A 16,296-nucleotide genomic window follows, 5' to 3' on the forward strand; every position below is an offset into this window, starting at 1 on the left:
AATCAGCCACTGCAAGCAAATTTGCGACTAATATTTTTAAACTATTCTGGTGCTTTTTAGTATAGCAATTATTCTTTTTTTACACAGACAAAATGGATAATTTATATGAAAGTTAGCCTGTAATTTTGGGACATTTTTTATTATTTAAATGCCCGAAAAAACGATGGTTTTACTGGGCTTTTTACTAGTAAAAACACCTAAAAATAGATAGATTTACCGTAGATTAGCAAGTGAATTTACTTAAAAAATAGTAGTCTAAATCTAATTTATTAGTTTCAAGATTAATAAAGCTTTAGTTGATTTGTGCCTGCTGCCCAAGAGTATCAACAGTCACGAATTGGTAGCCTTGCTGTAGTAATTGCGGAATCAGAATCTTGATTGTTGCTGCAACATCTTGTCCACCGCAAGCACCATCATGCAAGACAATCAGCGAACCGTTTTGTACTTGGTTGAGAACTCGCTCAACTACAGTAGTAACTCCTGGTAGTACCCAATCTTCAGGTACAACACTCCACATAACTGGACGGTAATTCCACTCAAGAAATAACTTTAATGTTTTCGGAGTGAATAAGCCGTTGGGTGGTCGAACATCGCGCACTTGTTCGGGTAGCAGATTACAAGCATTGTAGATAGCAACTTGGGTTTTTTCTAAATTGTCTTTGAGGTCTTTTGGGGAAAGCATGGGAAAAGAGCGATGATCGTAGCCATGCAATCCTATCCAATGTCCGCGATCGCATATTGCCTTGGCGATGTCTGGCGAACGGTTGACGCAAGCACCCAACCAAAAAAAACTCGCTTTAATGTTGTAATAATCTAATACTTTCAACATTTCGGGTGTGTATCGAGGATGAGGGCCATCATCAAATGTCAGCGCGATCGCTTTAGAATTGCGATCGCCACTCCAAAGGCAGTTGGGAAAAGTCGGTTGGAGAATGCGGTAAAAAATTGGAAATAGGGGAGCTAATTGCATCTTGAGTCTCTTACCTTAAGTTTCAATTTTTTTAGAACTAATAACTAATCTGGCAAAATTATTTAGATTAACGAGAGGTCTGACCCCTCAACAGTCAACATTAGAAAGTACAACAGTCCAACAAGTCTGGCTTTCGCTTTCTCAAAGACCTTTTGTTCTTTATCAATTGTGGCAGACGGTCAAGTTAATCGTTGCCAGATAACCGTGAATATGACCACTAGCAGCAAGTGATTCCTCGTAGTTACCTAGGTGTGTCCTAGATCGTTAATCAGGAAGTCTTTCCTTGACAAAGCTATATCTTATGCTTTACGAACCCGCTCGTGCTAATTGGCTTGAGGAGCTAAAAGTTATGCTCTCTAAGGGTTACGAATTTTTGATTCACTTTAAACTCAGCACAGTCTGCACGCAATACAACACCTCATGTCAATCTACTACGTAAGGGTAATGCAAAAAATCCACCCAAAAAACACTGAAGTCTGCAAATTCTGAAAGCAGAACTATTACGAATTTCAAAAATATTACGGTCACATTAATCTGAATACAGTCAAATTGATTCAAGGAAAAACAAATGATTCGCAAATCTCTAATAGCTTCTGCTGTAATTTTGTGTGGAACCGTTGCTTTTAACTCTGTTGCTAAAGCTGGTTCTGCTGATGTTCATTTCACTGCAAATGTCCCTTCATCTTGTACTTTTTCCAATGTTACTAACGGGACTTTAGGACTGAATGTAGCGGGAACAACTCTCAGTAGCATAGCTAGTGGTACAGCTGGAAGCGCCACATTAACTATGCGGCTGGCTCCAGGTACATATCGGCTCGATCTCGATCCTGCTGGATTTCCACCGGATTGGCAAGCTGCTGTCAATACCTATGCCGTTGACGTAGTTGCAGGAAGCTATACACCTGTTTTAGTGCCACTCATCAAGTCGTATACGATATCTGACATTGTAATGGATGCTGAAGGTAAGCCACTCAGTGGAGCGAGAGTGGAAGCTGTTCGCACAACTTCTAAACAACGCTTATTCTCCGTCACAAATGAGGCGGGAGTTTACTATCTAGAACACATACAAGAAGGTAATTATGTACTGTATATCAACGGTCAGCAAGCTGCTCCCCACTCTGTAGAACTCAATAGCGTTTCTGAAGCTTTTCAAGAACTCAATCTACAATTTGGTGTAAATTCTTTTACAAATAAAGTTGGTATTTTGACTAAGTAGATTAATTAATCATACATAGTAAGAAGTAATTTCTACAAGCCAATTACTCCTTACTAGTAATCAAAAATGCTCAGAGTTACTTGTCGTTTTTGTAGCTTTCAACAGCTGAGCGCAGATTACCTTGATGTTCTGACAAGAGCCGATCGCCTGCGTCTTTTTCCAAACCAGTCCAGTGCATCAACAATGCTAGTTTGACCCACTTGCCACTATGTTCTAGGATGAAACCTGCGGCTTCTCGACTTAAACCTGTGAGGTCTTGCAAAATTCGCAAAGCGCGATCGCGCAACTTTTGATTTGTTACCGCTACATCCACCATACGATTGCCATAAACTTTGCCCAACTTGACCATCACTCCGGTGGAAAGAATATTTAAGGTTAACTTCGTTGCTGTACCAGCTTTCAGGCGAGTTGAACCAGCTAGCACCTCTGGCCCGGTCAACAGGCGAATATCAATATCTGCCTCAAAGCTGACTTGTGCCGCAGGAACACAGGCGATAAAAATAGTTATGGCTCCCCGCTGACGGGCAGCATTTAGCGCACCGTGAACAAAAGGTGTAGTACCGCCAGCAGTAATGCCGACTACTACATCTAGTTGTGTAACATGTCTTTGAGCGATCGCGGCTTCTCCATCTTCAGCACGGTCTTCTAAATCCTCAGAACTGCGAACCAATGCACCAGCACCACCAGCAATAATTCCCTGTACCAGTTCAGGAGGTGTACAAAAAGTAGGTGGACATTCAGCCGCGTCTAACACTCCTAACCTGCCACTTGTCCCTGCACCAACATAAAACAAGCGTCCTCCTTGGTGCAAACGCTCCGCAGTTCGCTCAATCGCTTCAGCTAACTGAATTTTAACCGCAGCAACTGCCTCAACTGCTTTCTGGTCTTCGTTATTGAACAGTTCTACCAATTCCAGAGAACTGAGTTGGTCTAAGTTAAGACTGTTAGGATTTACTTGCTCAGTCAAAAGATGCCCGCGTTCCTGCAAATTTGTCATTTGTCCTTTGTTCCTCTGTCGTTTGTCACTTGTCTTTTGTGGGTTATCAGTTGTGAGACAGTGCCTTGGGGAGGCAGTGCGTTGCTCCCTTTCCCAAAGTTGTAGGCGTTCCGCCTTCCCGTAGAGTAGCAACTGCCGTTAGTGCAGCGAAGTGCGAGTCCTCGTCCAAGGACCGACACTAAAAGTGTTAGCGCAGTGTTAGCGAGTCTTCTCCTAAAGGGAGCCACTGCGGAGTCCGGTCTTGGTGGTTCCCCCAAAGAGGAACTGCCGTTAGCGCCGCGTTAGCGAGCTTGCGAGCGTCACCGCTTGTGGGTCTTGGGGTTTCCCCAAGTGGAGCAAGTGGCGTGAGATGCTACGCGATAGCACAGCGTTAGCGAGTCCTCGAGCGTCACGAGCGTTACGAGCATCACCTATAAGGGTCAGTTGCTGTTTGCCAATGACCATTAACTAATGACAACTGTACAGACGCGATTAATCGCGTCTCTACTAATGACTAAATGACTAATCACAACAATCCTTCTAGTTGGCGACGAATTCTGTCTAATTCAGAATCCGATAACCCTGGCTCTGCTTGTGGCACTTGGTCAGAGTCAATAATGTCCTCACTAATATTGTCATTATCAGCATCTGGTTGCCAGTCAGTTTCTTCCACATTTAGTTCTGGGACTTTACTAATTAAAGGAGCATTTTCCGGGACGATTTCCCATTCATACCCAGCACTTTCGCAAAATTCCTTGATTTCTTCAGCATCAAGCGCTTCTACTGTCGGTACGGGAAAATCCTGAGCTTCCAACAATAAAGCAAAGCGCAGAGCGTCATCTTCTGACTCGAACATCAGAATTTTATTGCGATCGCCTACCCGAATAGTGTGAATCCCCTCATTTTCTGTGTGAGCATTAAAAATCAATACAAAAACACGCATTGGTGTAATCATCTGTCCTTTTGTTCTGAGGTCTATTCATATTAAAGTTCTACGTTGCGCCCTGAGGAAAGTCACAGCAACAATTTTCACTTTATTCATATTTTTCAAAGAGCGCCAATTACCTTGAACATACCGATTGTAAATTTTAGGTTAGATGAGATGAAATGAATTCTCACCCATTCTTGATAAACCTACAACTATCAGTGCAAAAGACAAGGGATAAGGGAGATGAAGGGACAAGTAGAGAAGTCGCAAGAAGGAACCACTACATTGGTGTTAGCGTAGCGGTAAGGCAGTCGCAGACAAGCGCGGTTTCCGTCGGTTGCGTTAGCGCTAGCGGTATCGACGTAGGAGCGTCACTGCCGTTAGCGTAGCGTTAGCGAGCTTGCGTTCGCGCAGCGTCTCGTAGAGAGCGTCACCCGTACTGCAAAGCAGATACTCGTTCGCCCTTGGCGTTCCCGTTTCCTTGAAGAGGGTTCCCGCAGGATAGGGTAGCAAGTGGTGTGGTCTCCCTCCGAGCAAACTTCAAACAGACAAGGGAGATGAAATAAATCCCCGGTTCTCCATTCTTTATTTCACTTAACATCTCATGTATCCATTTTTGGTAGAAAATAAAGATATAGGGAGACAGAGTTTGGACGAAGATACTACCTCTGCTTCCATATCTTTCTCAACGCCTCAAACGATTCTAGGAGATTTGTAAGTAGAGGTGTACTATGACTCACAATTTTTCACTATTCGATCCTAGTACCTACTTAATTGTTAAAATTACTCTGTTTATTTTGGCACTGCTAGTATTTTTGGCAATTTCTGCGGCTCCGGTCGTGTAGAATTTAGCCAAATCGAATCTCGAATATCCCAAGAAATCTAGCCTCCCTAAGAGTTGGAGGTGAGATTATGCACATTAAAAGCAATCTCTTAAACTTGGGTGTGGTCTTTGCAACTCTATTAGCAAATTCGCTAATTTCTGACAGCCAAGTTAAAGGTAAAATTCCATTGCTGCCAACACAGAAGTCTTGGATTGCAGTCCAGTCAGCCAATATTGCAACTTTAGCAAATGGTAACTACCAATTTTGTAGTCAACCCGACCCCAAGGACTGGCGAGACGGAGCTGGAGTTTGTTTGAATTTCAGCAAAGTTGGGAATCGCCTGAATGGATATTACGGCTATCCTCACTCAGACAACTTTATCTGTATTCGCGGAACAGTAGACAATAATCTCATCGCAGGTGAAGCTTTAGCGATATTGTGGGGTGTTAATCAATTAAAAAATACACCGGAATCTGTATTTAAGTGGGATTTAGAGCAACGCTTGACACTTAGTCAAGGACATCTCATTAGCACTGCCAATAATGGCGAGGATGCTGTTAAGCGGATTTTATACCGCCATGCTTCACTAAATCTTGAGGGATTTTATCAATATAATCGCCCTCGCATGACACCTCCATCTCAACTGTGTGAGTGGAAGGCACAAAAGTAGCAAATTAACTCGCGTGATCCCAGTCACTGAGTAACTCATGCTCTTGTTTTGTCTTGTTGGGTTTGCGGAGTGGTGCTTTAGGAGTACCAATATTCATGGCAGGAAAAGACTGTTGTCTCTTCTTGGCAGATTTTTTGTCTTGTGTAGTTGAATTAGTCTGTGTTGTTGTCATTGATGAATTATCCTAGAAAACTCAGCACTAATTTATATCATCAATTTCAAAACAGCAAATTTCTGAAGAAGTATATTTGTTGTCGAGAAGTTATCCCTTAAGTGCTAAATAATACCAAAAGGTGAAAGAATGTATTTTTTGAGAACGAGGTAATGCAGTGGAAACTACTGCATCTGATACTGTATTATGAGCGATCGCAATAGCATTGAAGCCGATAAATTAAAGATATGCCATAGTTTCAATGGAACCCAGCGTCGCTTTGAGGGTATGCCAAGCCAAAGTTACACACTTAACCCGCATCGGATATTGGGAAACACTTTGCATAATCGCTGATGTGGTTGATAATATCTGAATCTAGTAGCAAGCGATCGCCTATTTGAGATTTGCTTTCACCCTTTATACTAAATGTGAGTTCGACGGTTGATTAAGGATGAAGGCAAGGAATGGTATAGGTTTCAAGAATCAATGAGGGAGAAAAAGATTGATAATTATTGAGAATGCAGTCAATCGAAATATCAGAGTTGATTAAGGCAAAGTTGAGAGAGCGCTTACATCTGAAGTGAAAGGTGGAGCGGACATTTTTTGAAGCTGGTAAGGCGCTGATGGAGTTGCGCGATCGCCCAATTCGCCCAATTCACAGGTTGCAAAATTTTAGCATCCGATTTCAATTACTGTACTGTATATGCTGTACTTTATCCAGAATCCTCTCTCAGCAGGCTTTTTGAGACTTAATGGGAAAAGTCAGATCGGTCAACAAAATTAAATATGCATCACCAACCTAGTTGCTCAATAATCTGATCGGCAAGCTGGAAGACATTGAATGGCTTAAGGATCACTCCAGCAACGTCAGCAGGGTCAAATTTGAGCGAATTGGATGATGGATCTGTTGCGGTAAACAAGATTACCGGAATCGACTGCGTAGTCGAATTAGTTTTTAAGATTTGCAGTAGAGTAAGTCCGTCTTCACTAGGCAGGGCCAAATCGAGCAAAATCACATCGGGCTGCTGCATTTCTGCCTGCGCCAGTCCTGCTTGTGCAGACTCGGTGGTAAGGATTTTCCAGCTTTTGAGGCGTTCTAGAGTGAGCTTGACAATGCAGCACAGGTCAGGTTCATCGTCAATCACTAGAATACATCGCTTTGCATAAGAGAACATAATACTAATTCGTAATTCGTAATGAAGGTGAGCAAGGTCTTGCGCTCATACTTACTTGGGTAGGCAGGCAACAGGTGAAGTAGTGCGGTCTTGGGGAGCCACTGCGGTGAGGCAGTCCGGTCTTCTCCCAAGGGGAGACGCTAAGAGCGATGGTGGTTTCCCCAAAGAGGAACTGCCGTTAGCGTAGCGTTAGCAACGCAGGAGCGTCACCCCTTGTGGGTCTTGGGGTTTCCCCAAGTGGAGCAAGTGGCGTAAGATGCTAAGAGCGTTAGCGCAGTATTAGCGAGTCTTCTCCCAAGGGGAGACGCTACGCGAACGAGCGTCACGAGCGTCACCCAAAGGGCAACAGAAAACAAAGCTCTTTGAGTTGTACCTAGCTTCGCAAAAATCACATAGGAGTCCTATATCAACGCTTAAAATTCAAAATTCGCTGAATCAAATCGGCTTCTACGATCGGCTTTAAGATGTAGTCATCTGCCCCCACTGCCAATGCCCGATACAGGGTGTCAGCATCGGCATGAGCTGAAAGGAACAATACAGGTAGCTGACTCCAGCGCGGATCGTTCTTGACCACTTGGCACAGTTCAATGCCGCTGAACCCTGGCATACATATATCGAGCAATAGCAAGTCAGGAGTCGTCGCTTCCAGAAGTTGCCAGAACTGGCTTGGGTCTGCCAAGGTTGTGACCTGAAAGCCCCAAGGTTGCAGTTGGGCTTGTAACAGGCTTAATAATTCTGGATCGTCATCTACAATCAGCACTTTGGCAGCGATCGCGTCAATCCGTTTAAAGAGTTGAGTCACGACCTGGAACACCTCAGTGGGCGTGGCAGGCTTTTGCAGAAAAGCATTAGCTCCCAGATGGGTGACTTCCACGCGCTTGGTCAAATCGCCCTGTCCGGTCAGCACCAGCACAGGAATGCTGGGATACTGACGCTTCAACTGTGCCAGCAGGGTCAAGCCGCTTTCGCTGGTATTAGGAAAAGAGAGATCCAACACAATCGCATCGGGTGTGATGTACTGAAGGCGGTGGCGGGCGATAGTGAGGTCGGTAGCAGTTTCTAGGTGAACGCCCCAGTTAGGGGCATCTGCCTGCATTCGTTCAATCAACTCTGTATCATCATCAACCAGCAAAACATGGCAGTTGTTGGGTTTGAAGAGGACATAGGGACGCAGGGCAAGAGGATATGGGGAGGCAGAGAATATATTTGAGAGGCTATTTGCGTCGCCTTTTGGGTACTCTACGAGAACTCCTCTGGAGAAAGCAGTTCCTTTAACCTTGGGAACCAAAGCAACCGACTGTTCATTGCATCTTTCCATCTCCGTATCTTGTTTGTCCACCGCTGGAGTGGGCAATGGTACAGAAAAAGTGGGCAGTTGGTGAGTGGCTTGCCTCAGTTGCTGAAACAGCGATTCTAGTTGAACTGCTTCCTCTGATTGCACAGCAGTCGCGGGTGTTTTTAGGGTACATTCGATCTGGCGGGCAAGTTCTGCCGCTTGCGGAATACTAAATGCCCCCAAAGAGCCAATTAGCCGATGAGCGACGCTATGAGCGTGCTGCCGCTGCTCAGGGGTGAGTGTGTTGGTAAAGAGGTGGGCGATCGCTTCCTCCAACTTTGCCAATTGTCCCTGCAACCGCTCCTGAGACTCCTGCCACATCTGCTGAATCGCCGCCACTGTTTCTGCCTGTGCATCAATAGCAGTACTAGATTCCGAAGCCAAAAACTCGTGAGAACAGTTCTGCCCCTCTGCTCCCTTGCCCCCCTGCTCCTCTGGCACAGGTTTCAGCCGATACCCCAGCCCATACAATGTTTCGATAGGATCGGGATTTAGCCCTGCCATCTGGAGTTTTCGCCGCAACCCTCGAATCTGGGTTGTTACTGCCTCTTCGCCCGGATATTCATCAATCGACCAGACGCGATCGAGCAGAGTCCGTCGGTCAAAAATCCGGCGCGGATGCCGCAAAAATAGCTCCAGCAGTTTGTATTCCTTAGGCGTGAGATGCAGGGGTTTGTTTTGATAGGTGACTTCGCAGTTATTCGGATCGAGCTGCAACCCGCCCCAGCAAAATACTTTGGTTAATACTGTGCTGCCCCGCCGCAGCAATGCCCGAATCCGAGCCAGCAGTTCCGATAGCTCGTAGGGTTTGGTAACATAGTCATCGGCTCCTGCCTCAAAGCCCGCTACCCGATCTGCCGGATCTACCTTCGCCGTGAGCAACAAAATCGGCTCTTGCTGATTCTGTTCCCTCAGTTGACGACATAGGTGGATGCCATCCTTCTCCGGCAGCATTACATCCAGCACGATCAAGTCATACTCTGTTGCCTCGGCTAGCTCCAGTGCCGATCGACCATCACTAGCAGTATCGACCGTAAACTGCTGTGCTACCAGGGAAGTGGTGAGAGCAGCTGCCGTGTCTCGATCGTCCTCAACGATAAGCAGTTTCATAAAACCTATCTTTCAGGCATTTGAGTCAAGTATCTCAAAGGCAAGCTAACTTGTTTTAGAGAACGGTTTTCATTAATTGCAGCTTTCAATAGTTCCTTTCGCGCAGTTTCATTTTTGAGACAGGCAAAGGATTCTCAAACTTATTTATTAGTGAATAAAACGTTACAAACCAAACTCTTGCTTCAGTTGTGTAACCCAGGTTTTGATTCGTTCCTCCGTTAAATCGGATTGATTATCTTCATCAAGCGCCAGACCTACAAATTTTCCATTGCGAAGAGCTTTAGACTCGCTAAATTCATAACCTTCTGTAGGCCAATAGCCTACTGTTTCTCCACCATTCTCTGAAATTTTTTCCTCTAGAATACCAAGCGCATCTTGAAAGGTATCAGGATAACCAACTTGATCTCCAGGTCCAAAATAAGCTACTTTTTTGCCACTAAAGTCAATGTTATCTAATTCATCATAAAAATCTTCCCAATCACTTTGTAACTCACCGACATTCCACGTAGGGCAACCAACAATGATATAGTTGTAGTTATTAAAATCACTTGACTCAGCTTGTGAAATGTCATGCAAATTTACAACATTGTCACCACCAAACTCTTTTTGAATTGTTTCTGATTCAGTTTGGGTATTGCCTGTTTGAGTACCAAAAAACAAACCAATATTAGACATGTTTACTCCTTTGGTATTGTTCTAAAAAATATGCACTGCCGATACATTTATCAATAATAATTAGCTAGACATTCCTAAATTCAAATATTGAATATTTGTGATTAATTTTTAAATTTGATTGAAGAGTTTTTTATTGATGCTGTAATATATAGTTTGTACCAAATCGCAGACAATCAGTATTGTTAACGCCAAATTTTACTCAGTAATGCAACTAAGTTTAAGTTAATCAATATAGCTCTTCATCTACCGAATGGATTGAGAATAACTTATATCTAACGGCGTAAATTCATGGGTGTTGATTTCATTTTGGTATACTCATCTGAATGTCAGGTTGTAACTACTCTGTAACACAACATCAACCTAGAATTTGATTTTTGGCTGTCAAACTATGCGATCGGCATAACAGTTGGGCTGTAATTATTGCTAACCCTGTGCTTTGTCCATACATAACAGCTAAAGGATGCTACCATAGTCGATCGCTAGCTGAATCTGACTATGAAATTAGTTTGCGCCCAAAGTGACCTTAGTACAAACCTCTCACTCGTCAGCCGTGCTGTTCCGTCACGACCGACTCATCCGGTACTTGCCAACGTGCTGCTGCAAGCGGATGCTCAAACTAACCAGGTAAGTTTAACAGCCTTCGATCTCAGCTTAGGTATCCGCACTAGCTTTAACGCAGATGTATGGCAAGGAGGCGCGATCGCACTTCCAGCAAAGCTGCTTGTAGACATTACCTCTCGTCTTCCAGAGGGAGAAATTACCCTAGACGATGAATCAGCGCTCTTAACTGAAACCTCTGGAGGAGAAGGTTTAATTATGACACTCACGCCAAAGAGTGGACATTACCAAGTGCGAGCAATGGGAGCGGAAGAGTTTCCGGAATTACCTGCGATCGAAAATACTGAACCACTGCATCTGACTACCACCGCATTAATTGAAGGATTACGAGGTTCATTATTTGCTACCAGTGGCGATGAAACTAAGCAAGTACTCACGGGAGTGCATCTCACAGTTAAAGAAGACACTTTGGAATTCGCAGCTACCGATGGACACCGTTTAGCAGTGGTGGAAACCATTAACGATCGTCCTCTCGGAGGTAGCGGTCAACTAGAGGTTACAGTGCCAGCTAGGGCTTTACGCGAACTAGAACGGATGTTAGCTCATAACGCCGCTGCCGATGAATCAATAGCTTTATATTTAGATAGAGGTCAAGTTGTGTTTGCATGGCAAAATCAACGCTTGACCAGCCGTACCTTAGAAGGGCAATATCCTACATATCGGCAACTCATTCCCCGACAATTTGAGCGACAAGTAACAGTTGAGCGACGACAATTCTTAAGTACTTTGGAGCGAATTGCCGTATTAGCCGATCAGAAAAATAATATTGTTAAACTTACCATTGATAGCAGTGCCCAAGAACTTACCCTATCTTGTGAAGCACAAGAAATGGGTAGCGGTAGAGAGTCAATGTCAGCACAAATATCTGGACAAGATATAGAAGTAGCTTTTAATGTCAAATATTTGATGGAAGGTTTAAAAGCCTTGCCATCTTCGGAAATTCAAATGCATCTGAATCAAAACCTAACTCCAGTAATTTTCACGCCATTGGGTGGTTTGAAGATGATCTATTTAGCGATGCCAGTACAAATTAGGAATTAAATGTGACCAAGCCCCTTTGAGGCGGGTGTAGGGGGAGCCAGCATCGATTCAGTAATCAAAAACCTAACCCCCCTGACTTTTCACGGGAAATTTTGAAACCTTCGCATCTGACTAAGGGGTAGGGGGGTAGGAAACTGGAGACAGTCTCACTACATCCTACACCCTCTGATTAACTATGGAACTACGGAGTCTGTATACTTTGCAGACTTAGCAGTAGGGAGAACCAAAACCACGACCATAAGCACCAAATCCACGACCATAAGCACCAAAACCACGACCATAAGGGCCATAGCCGCCGAATTTGCCGAATCCGCCATATCCGTAACCGTAGATTGTTCCACCAGTTACAAGCTGCTGTTGCTCTGTAGATAAATCCACAAGCAAATCAGACGTGATGATTTGATCTGACATAATTATTTACCTCACTTACTTGCATAGGTTTTACACACATATATTTTTATGAGAAACATAGATGTGTAATACCTATTCTTTTATTTTTAAATGGATTTTATAGATACTAAATTATCCTAAAGTTAGAAAGTAAAAAAATAAAATTAAGACTTTTGGATTACGCTCGATAATATCATGATTTAAATAAAATTATATTATGAAGGTAACAATATGATCTTAGCTTGATTGTTTGAATAAATTCAAGATTTTTGGTTTTTTAATACTGGCGATCGCTTGCCATGCTATTTATTAATTAACATGTTTCATAAGTGTATAATTTTTTATTTTAATCGTCGCTTCATTAATCAGAAAAAAGCAGAAAGTTAAAAACTACAGCTAGTACTTTACTTTCTGCTCTTTGGCTCTTTGATGTAATACCTCAGGAGAACATGTATGACTACAGAAACTTTCTCAAAATATAATTTATTTTGAGGCAGTTATACGAGTCTTTTTTGTCATTACTAATTGCCAATTTAGCAAAGAGAGTTTATTGAGAAATAAAGCCTAAAATGCGGACAGGAAAACTTTGACCACTAGCATCAGTGAGAATACCACGGACAGTAATATCGGGTCTACTTTGAGAGAATTGTCCGTCACCTCCAGGAAATCTGCCAAATTGTCCGCCAGATAAAAGCTGTTGTTGTTCTGTAGATAGTTCTACAAATAACTCAGGTTGGATGGATTGAACTGACATGATTGATTACCTCACTCACTTAATACAAATTACGATTATTGGTCTGATTTACATTGACAAAAACGTAAGTTTCAAGAAAGTAACTCCCCTACGGCTGCCAAAGCCATCGCCACTGAAGTCGCCACCGCCTAAGCGAAGATTTCCCGATCTCAAGCGAATACCTCTCGATCTGTTGTTACCAAAGTCACCTTCATCGGAGTCACCTTCATCAAAACTGCTATCACCAAAATCATCTTCATCGGAGCCAGCATTACCAAGGTTGATCCTGCGACCTCCAGCTAAAATCTGCTGTTGTTCTGTGGATAATGCCACCAGCAAATTAGATGTGATGAGTCGATCTGACATAATTGATTACCTCAATTTGGTACAGAAAAGTTCCTCGATCTATGCAAATTTACAGCCACTACATTGAGTGATACTGTAAAGATATGTTCATCAACTAGTCAAAACTATTTGCATTTAAAGTAAGGAGAGAATAGAAAGGAAAGTGCTAGCTATAGTACTTTCCTTTATGATTCCTAAGTCATTGATTTAATGCCTTAAGAGAATGTAGAAGACTATCTCAACTTACTAAAAACCTAATTTGTTTAGAGTAAGTTATGAGAATCTTATCCTCTCCTACGAGTTGCTAAGTTTAGCGTAGTCTTCGCACGCGAACGAGGCTTCTGCTCTTAATTTTGTAAAGGCGAGTACCTCCAATAGGAATCAAGGGAGAACCTGCATCATCATCATTATCATCTTCTTCTTCGCGACCTTCTTCTTCAGGTACTTTAACTCCACCAGCTAGAATTTGTTGTTGCTCTGTGGATAAGTCCTCAAGTAAGTCAGACATCATTTGCATGGACATAAATTGTTTACCTCACTTACGTATATAGGTGTTAATCACCTATGCTTTTATTATTAATTATTAGCCCATCTTTTAAACTATGCTAAAGTTGTAAGTTTATAAAAAAAATATCATTCTTTTGACTCATGAATGTTTAAATAATAAAGCAAAAATATTTGTTAGTTTTGTTGAGATTAAATATTTCTAATATGCTCGATAAAATAAGTTTATATTATATTTTTACTACATATTCTAGTGCTTAAAATAGGACTATTTGCCAGTTTTAAATACATGCAAAAATATCAACATAGAACAGTAATATCACTGTTCTATGTTGATATTACGTATTTATTAAATTGAACTGATTAAAAGAGTAGTTATCAAATTATCCGAGCAAAATTTTCATACTGATAAAAACTGTAAATGTTCTCCTGGTTGCGAGATAAAAGTTTCTAGAGTACCTTGTATTTGTACCTGACCTTTCTCTATTAGCACAATCCAATCAGCACGATTGACTACACTAGGACGATGAGTAATTAAAATTGTAGTTTTACCTTTTCGGTATTCCAAGAGCCGATCCATTACTTGAGATTCACTAACTGGGTCTAGTCCCGCAGTTGCTTCATCTAAAATCAGTACAGGTGGATCGGTGAGAATTCCTCTGGCGATCGCTAATCTTTGTCTTTGTCCACCAGAAAGATTTGCCCCAAATTCTCCTAAAACAGTTTGGTAATTATTAGGAAGTTGACTGATAAAGCCATCCGCATCAGCAACATAGCAAGCTTTGACAATTTCTTCAAAAGCAATATAAGGCGTTCCTAAGCGAAAATTATCTAAAATCGAGCGACTCCAGAAATGAGGTTCTTGGGGTACATAAACTACTTGTTGTCGCAGACAATCTAAGGCAAGGTCTTGCATGTTATACAGACCAATACGGATATTGCCAAAGTTCGGTTGATATAAACCTGCTATCAATTTTGCTAAGGTACTTTTGCCACAACCAGATTTACCAATCAAAGCAATAACTTGCCCTCCAGGCAGCTTAATAGAAAAATCCTCCAGTAAGTCAACTCTGCCAGGATGGTGAAACGTGACATGAGAACAACAAATATCTGCATCACTAGGAATTTGTGCAATTGGTTTTTGACTACCTCCAACGACTTCTGGTGTAGCATCAATCACTTCTAAGAGCCGAGAGATTGCTGTTTGAGAGCGGAAATATTCATCCGTTAAGCCAACTAACGAATCAATTAAATTTAAAACATTGACTTGTAAAGTATTAAAAGCCAGCATTTGACCGATGCTTAATTCTCCCTGAATCACCAGGATGCTCCCTAGCCCAAGTAAAACGACACCACCGATGGTAGTCAGAAGATTAGCAACAGTATTGTTGATAATTCCAATTTGGATGGTACTGAAATTGAGATTGGCAAGGCGACCAAAACGACTTTGAAATTCATCCCAAAATTGGGGTGCGGCATTTGTAGTTTTCAGTACCTGTGCGCCTTTAAAGGTTTCTACTAAAACGCCTTGATTTTCTGCTCCTAAAACCAAAAGATTACGGGTCTTTTGTTGGAGGATGGGTAAAAAAGGCAGGGTGGATAGGGTGATTAAAATGCCGAAGAAAACAACTGCTAGTGTTAACTGCCAGCTATAAAACAACATAAAGCTAAAAGAAACTACCGCAACGAAAAACTGACTGGGTAAAAGAACCACAATTTGCGATACTAACTGATTGATTTCATTGATATCTCGCAATCGGCTAGTGATTTCGCCACTACGGCGAGCTTCGTAGAAATTCAAGGGCAACTGGAGAATTTTTCGCCCAAACTCCAAGACTAGTCCTAATTGCAGCCGTTGTCCAAAGTGAGCAATCATCGTGCCTTGGAGTATTCGCAGACTACTGCTGAACAAGGTCATAACTATAACGGCCGTTACCACAACTGTGAGTAACTGCATATCTCCCCGCACCAAGACATCATCTGTAAGCAGTTGAATCATGATAGGAGTAGCTAGAGCCAGTAGTCCGAGGACAGCGTTGATCGCTAAAACATGAGTCAGTAACCCACGATAAGGCCAAATACGTTTAAAAAAGCGTCCTAAACCACCCTTTGCCTCTTCTTGGGGCTGCTCAAAAAAGCGTTCTGGATCTGGCTCTAGTAAGAGCATTACACCATTCCAAGCTGTTGTTAACTCTTCTCGATTAACATAACGAAGACCCACAGATGGATCGGCAATAATATACTTTCTGCCCCGCTGGGCGTATAAAACAACCCAGTGGTAGCCTCGCCAATGTACGATCGCCGGCAGCTGAATTTCTTTGATTCTGTCTATAATCGCTGGGGAAGCTTTCACAGCCCTAGCATTAAAACCCAAAGTCTCAGAACCACGTTTTAGTCCTAACATGGTTGTTCCTAGCTGTCCAGTTCCTACGGCTTCTCGGCTGCGATTGATGCTTAAGAAGCGTCCATAATGTTTGCAAATTGAAGCTAGACAAGCTGCCCCACAGTCTTCTTCACTCAACTGTAAAACGCACTGGTAATTTTTTTGGAGTTTGAATAGACCAAACATGGTGTAGACCTATGAGATTGGTGAACAAAGGACTGGGGATTGGTGATTGGGTATTGAGGATGGAA

18 protein-coding genes are annotated in these 16,296 nt (G+C 42.6%); 4 read left to right on the top strand and 14 right to left on the bottom strand.

The features are described from left to right. Positions 1 to 292: 292 nt before the first annotated feature. Positions 293 to 970, bottom strand: a complete 678-nt coding sequence (locus RMY31_RS05445) for a polysaccharide deacetylase family protein (RefSeq protein WP_322659192.1) — start codon at positions 968 to 970, stop codon at positions 293 to 295. Positions 971 to 1,538: 568 nt separating this feature from the next. On the opposite strand from RMY31_RS05445, the gene RMY31_RS05450 reads away from it, so the two are divergent. Beyond that, positions 1,539 to 2,186 (top strand): carboxypeptidase-like regulatory domain-containing protein, encoded by a 648-nt coding sequence (locus RMY31_RS05450; protein WP_322659193.1) that lies wholly within the window; start codon positions 1,539 to 1,541, stop codon positions 2,184 to 2,186. Between the two features lie 76 nt (positions 2,187 to 2,262). On the opposite strand, the gene murQ is transcribed toward RMY31_RS05450, so the two are convergent. The 4 genes from murQ to RMY31_RS05470 form a co-directional block, all read right to left on the bottom strand. After that, entirely contained in the window at positions 2,263 to 3,183 is a 921-nt protein-coding gene (gene murQ, locus RMY31_RS05455) for an N-acetylmuramic acid 6-phosphate etherase (RefSeq protein WP_322659194.1), read from the bottom strand. Between the two features lie 270 nt (positions 3,184 to 3,453). Next, positions 3,454 to 3,627, bottom strand: coding sequence for a hypothetical protein (locus tag RMY31_RS05460; RefSeq protein ID WP_409877395.1), 174 nt, complete (start codon positions 3,625 to 3,627; stop codon positions 3,454 to 3,456). A 61-nt stretch (positions 3,628 to 3,688) separates the two neighbouring features. Beyond that, entirely contained in the window at positions 3,689 to 4,117 is a 429-nt protein-coding gene (locus tag RMY31_RS05465) for a DUF3110 domain-containing protein (RefSeq protein WP_322659195.1), read from the bottom strand. A gap of 321 nt (positions 4,118 to 4,438) precedes the next feature. Next, positions 4,439 to 4,627, bottom strand: coding sequence for a hypothetical protein (locus RMY31_RS05470; RefSeq protein WP_409877398.1), 189 nt, complete (start codon positions 4,625 to 4,627; stop codon positions 4,439 to 4,441). Positions 4,628 to 5,002: 375 nt separating this feature from the next. Here RMY31_RS05470 and RMY31_RS05475 point away from each other — a divergent pair, with 375 nt between their 5' ends. Next, positions 5,003 to 5,584 (top strand): hypothetical protein, encoded by a 582-nt coding sequence (locus RMY31_RS05475; RefSeq protein ID WP_322659196.1) that lies wholly within the window; start codon positions 5,003 to 5,005, stop codon positions 5,582 to 5,584. Positions 5,585 to 5,588: 4 nt separating this feature from the next. On the opposite strand, the gene RMY31_RS05480 is transcribed toward RMY31_RS05475, so the two are convergent. Both RMY31_RS05480 and RMY31_RS05485 read right to left on the bottom strand, forming a co-directional pair. Further along, a complete protein-coding gene (locus RMY31_RS05480; RefSeq protein ID WP_322659197.1) occupies positions 5,589 to 5,756 on the bottom strand; it encodes a hypothetical protein in 168 nt (55 codons plus the stop codon). A 770-nt stretch (positions 5,757 to 6,526) separates the two neighbouring features. Further along, the gene (locus RMY31_RS05485) at positions 6,527 to 6,910 is read right to left on the bottom strand and encodes a response regulator (RefSeq protein WP_322659198.1); all 384 of its coding nucleotides are present in this window, start codon (positions 6,908 to 6,910) and stop codon (positions 6,527 to 6,529) included. 55 nt (positions 6,911 to 6,965) lie between these two features. On the opposite strand from RMY31_RS05485, the gene RMY31_RS05490 reads away from it, so the two are divergent. Then, on the top strand, positions 6,966 to 7,097 hold the full coding sequence (locus RMY31_RS05490) for a hypothetical protein (protein ID WP_322659199.1): 132 nt from the start codon (positions 6,966 to 6,968) through the stop codon (positions 7,095 to 7,097). 219 nt (positions 7,098 to 7,316) lie between these two features. Here RMY31_RS05490 and RMY31_RS05495 read toward each other — a convergent pair whose 3' ends face one another. Further along, positions 7,317 to 9,356 carry a response regulator gene (locus RMY31_RS05495; protein WP_322659200.1) on the bottom strand — a complete coding sequence of 680 codons (2,040 nt, stop codon included), beginning with the start codon at positions 9,354 to 9,356 and terminating at the stop codon, positions 7,317 to 7,319. Between the two features lie 162 nt (positions 9,357 to 9,518). Then, complete coding sequence (gene fldA / locus RMY31_RS05500; RefSeq protein ID WP_322659201.1) at positions 9,519 to 10,031, bottom strand: flavodoxin FldA; 513 nt, start codon at positions 10,029 to 10,031, stop codon at positions 9,519 to 9,521. Between the two features lie 495 nt (positions 10,032 to 10,526). Here fldA and dnaN point away from each other — a divergent pair, with 495 nt between their 5' ends. Further along, on the top strand, positions 10,527 to 11,690 hold the full coding sequence (dnaN, locus tag RMY31_RS05505) for a DNA polymerase III subunit beta (protein WP_322659202.1): 1,164 nt from the start codon (positions 10,527 to 10,529) through the stop codon (positions 11,688 to 11,690). Between the two features lie 207 nt (positions 11,691 to 11,897). On the opposite strand, the gene RMY31_RS05510 is transcribed toward dnaN, so the two are convergent. The 5 genes from RMY31_RS05510 to RMY31_RS05530 form a co-directional block, all read right to left on the bottom strand. Further along, entirely contained in the window at positions 11,898 to 12,101 is a 204-nt protein-coding gene (locus tag RMY31_RS05510) for a hypothetical protein (protein WP_322659203.1), read from the bottom strand. 526 nt (positions 12,102 to 12,627) lie between these two features. Next, positions 12,628 to 12,834: a hypothetical protein gene (locus tag RMY31_RS05515; RefSeq protein ID WP_322659204.1), complete on the bottom strand. Its 207-nt coding sequence runs from the start codon at positions 12,832 to 12,834 to the stop codon at positions 12,628 to 12,630. A gap of 48 nt (positions 12,835 to 12,882) precedes the next feature. Next, the gene (locus RMY31_RS05520) at positions 12,883 to 13,179 is read right to left on the bottom strand and encodes a hypothetical protein (protein WP_322659205.1); all 297 of its coding nucleotides are present in this window, start codon (positions 13,177 to 13,179) and stop codon (positions 12,883 to 12,885) included. Between the two features lie 289 nt (positions 13,180 to 13,468). Beyond that, on the bottom strand, positions 13,469 to 13,681 hold the full coding sequence (locus tag RMY31_RS05525) for a hypothetical protein (protein ID WP_322659206.1): 213 nt from the start codon (positions 13,679 to 13,681) through the stop codon (positions 13,469 to 13,471). A 381-nt stretch (positions 13,682 to 14,062) separates the two neighbouring features. Next, positions 14,063 to 16,231 (bottom strand): peptidase domain-containing ABC transporter, encoded by a 2,169-nt coding sequence (locus RMY31_RS05530; protein ID WP_322659207.1) that lies wholly within the window; start codon positions 16,229 to 16,231, stop codon positions 14,063 to 14,065. Between the last annotated feature and the right edge of the window lie 65 nt (positions 16,232 to 16,296).

Source organism: Dendronalium sp. ChiSLP03b, from assembly GCF_034531165.2.
Lineage (GTDB): Bacteria > Cyanobacteriota > Cyanobacteriia > Cyanobacteriales > Nostocaceae > Dendronalium > Dendronalium minutum.

Coding starts and splice junctions, on each gene's coding strand:
- RMY31_RS05525 (WP_322659206.1), bottom strand. CDS start 13,681: ATGTCCATGCAAATGATGTCTGACTTACTTGAGGACTTATCCACAGAG.
- RMY31_RS05480 (WP_322659197.1), bottom strand. CDS start 5,756: ATGACAACAACACAGACTAATTCAACTACACAAGACAAAAAATCTGCC.
- dnaN (WP_322659202.1), top strand. CDS start 10,527: ATGAAATTAGTTTGCGCCCAAAGTGACCTTAGTACAAACCTCTCACTC.
- RMY31_RS05450 (WP_322659193.1), top strand. CDS start 1,539: ATGATTCGCAAATCTCTAATAGCTTCTGCTGTAATTTTGTGTGGAACC.
- fldA (WP_322659201.1), bottom strand. CDS start 10,031: ATGTCTAATATTGGTTTGTTTTTTGGTACTCAAACAGGCAATACCCAA.
- RMY31_RS05445 (WP_322659192.1), bottom strand. CDS start 970: ATGCAATTAGCTCCCCTATTTCCAATTTTTTACCGCATTCTCCAACCG.
- RMY31_RS05465 (WP_322659195.1), bottom strand. CDS start 4,117: ATGATTACACCAATGCGTGTTTTTGTATTGATTTTTAATGCTCACACA.
- RMY31_RS05460 (WP_409877395.1), bottom strand. CDS start 3,627: ATGGTCATTGGCAAACAGCAACTGACCCTTATAGGTGATGCTCGTAAC.
- RMY31_RS05515 (WP_322659204.1), bottom strand. CDS start 12,834: ATGTCAGTTCAATCCATCCAACCTGAGTTATTTGTAGAACTATCTACA.
- murQ (WP_322659194.1), bottom strand. CDS start 3,183: ATGACAAATTTGCAGGAACGCGGGCATCTTTTGACTGAGCAAGTAAAT.
- RMY31_RS05530 (WP_322659207.1), bottom strand. CDS start 16,231: ATGTTTGGTCTATTCAAACTCCAAAAAAATTACCAGTGCGTTTTACAG.
- RMY31_RS05495 (WP_322659200.1), bottom strand. CDS start 9,356: ATGAAACTGCTTATCGTTGAGGACGATCGAGACACGGCAGCTGCTCTC.
- RMY31_RS05485 (WP_322659198.1), bottom strand. CDS start 6,910: ATGTTCTCTTATGCAAAGCGATGTATTCTAGTGATTGACGATGAACCT.
- RMY31_RS05510 (WP_322659203.1), bottom strand. CDS start 12,101: ATGTCAGATCAAATCATCACGTCTGATTTGCTTGTGGATTTATCTACA.
- RMY31_RS05475 (WP_322659196.1), top strand. CDS start 5,003: ATGCACATTAAAAGCAATCTCTTAAACTTGGGTGTGGTCTTTGCAACT.
- RMY31_RS05520 (WP_322659205.1), bottom strand. CDS start 13,179: ATGTCAGATCGACTCATCACATCTAATTTGCTGGTGGCATTATCCACA.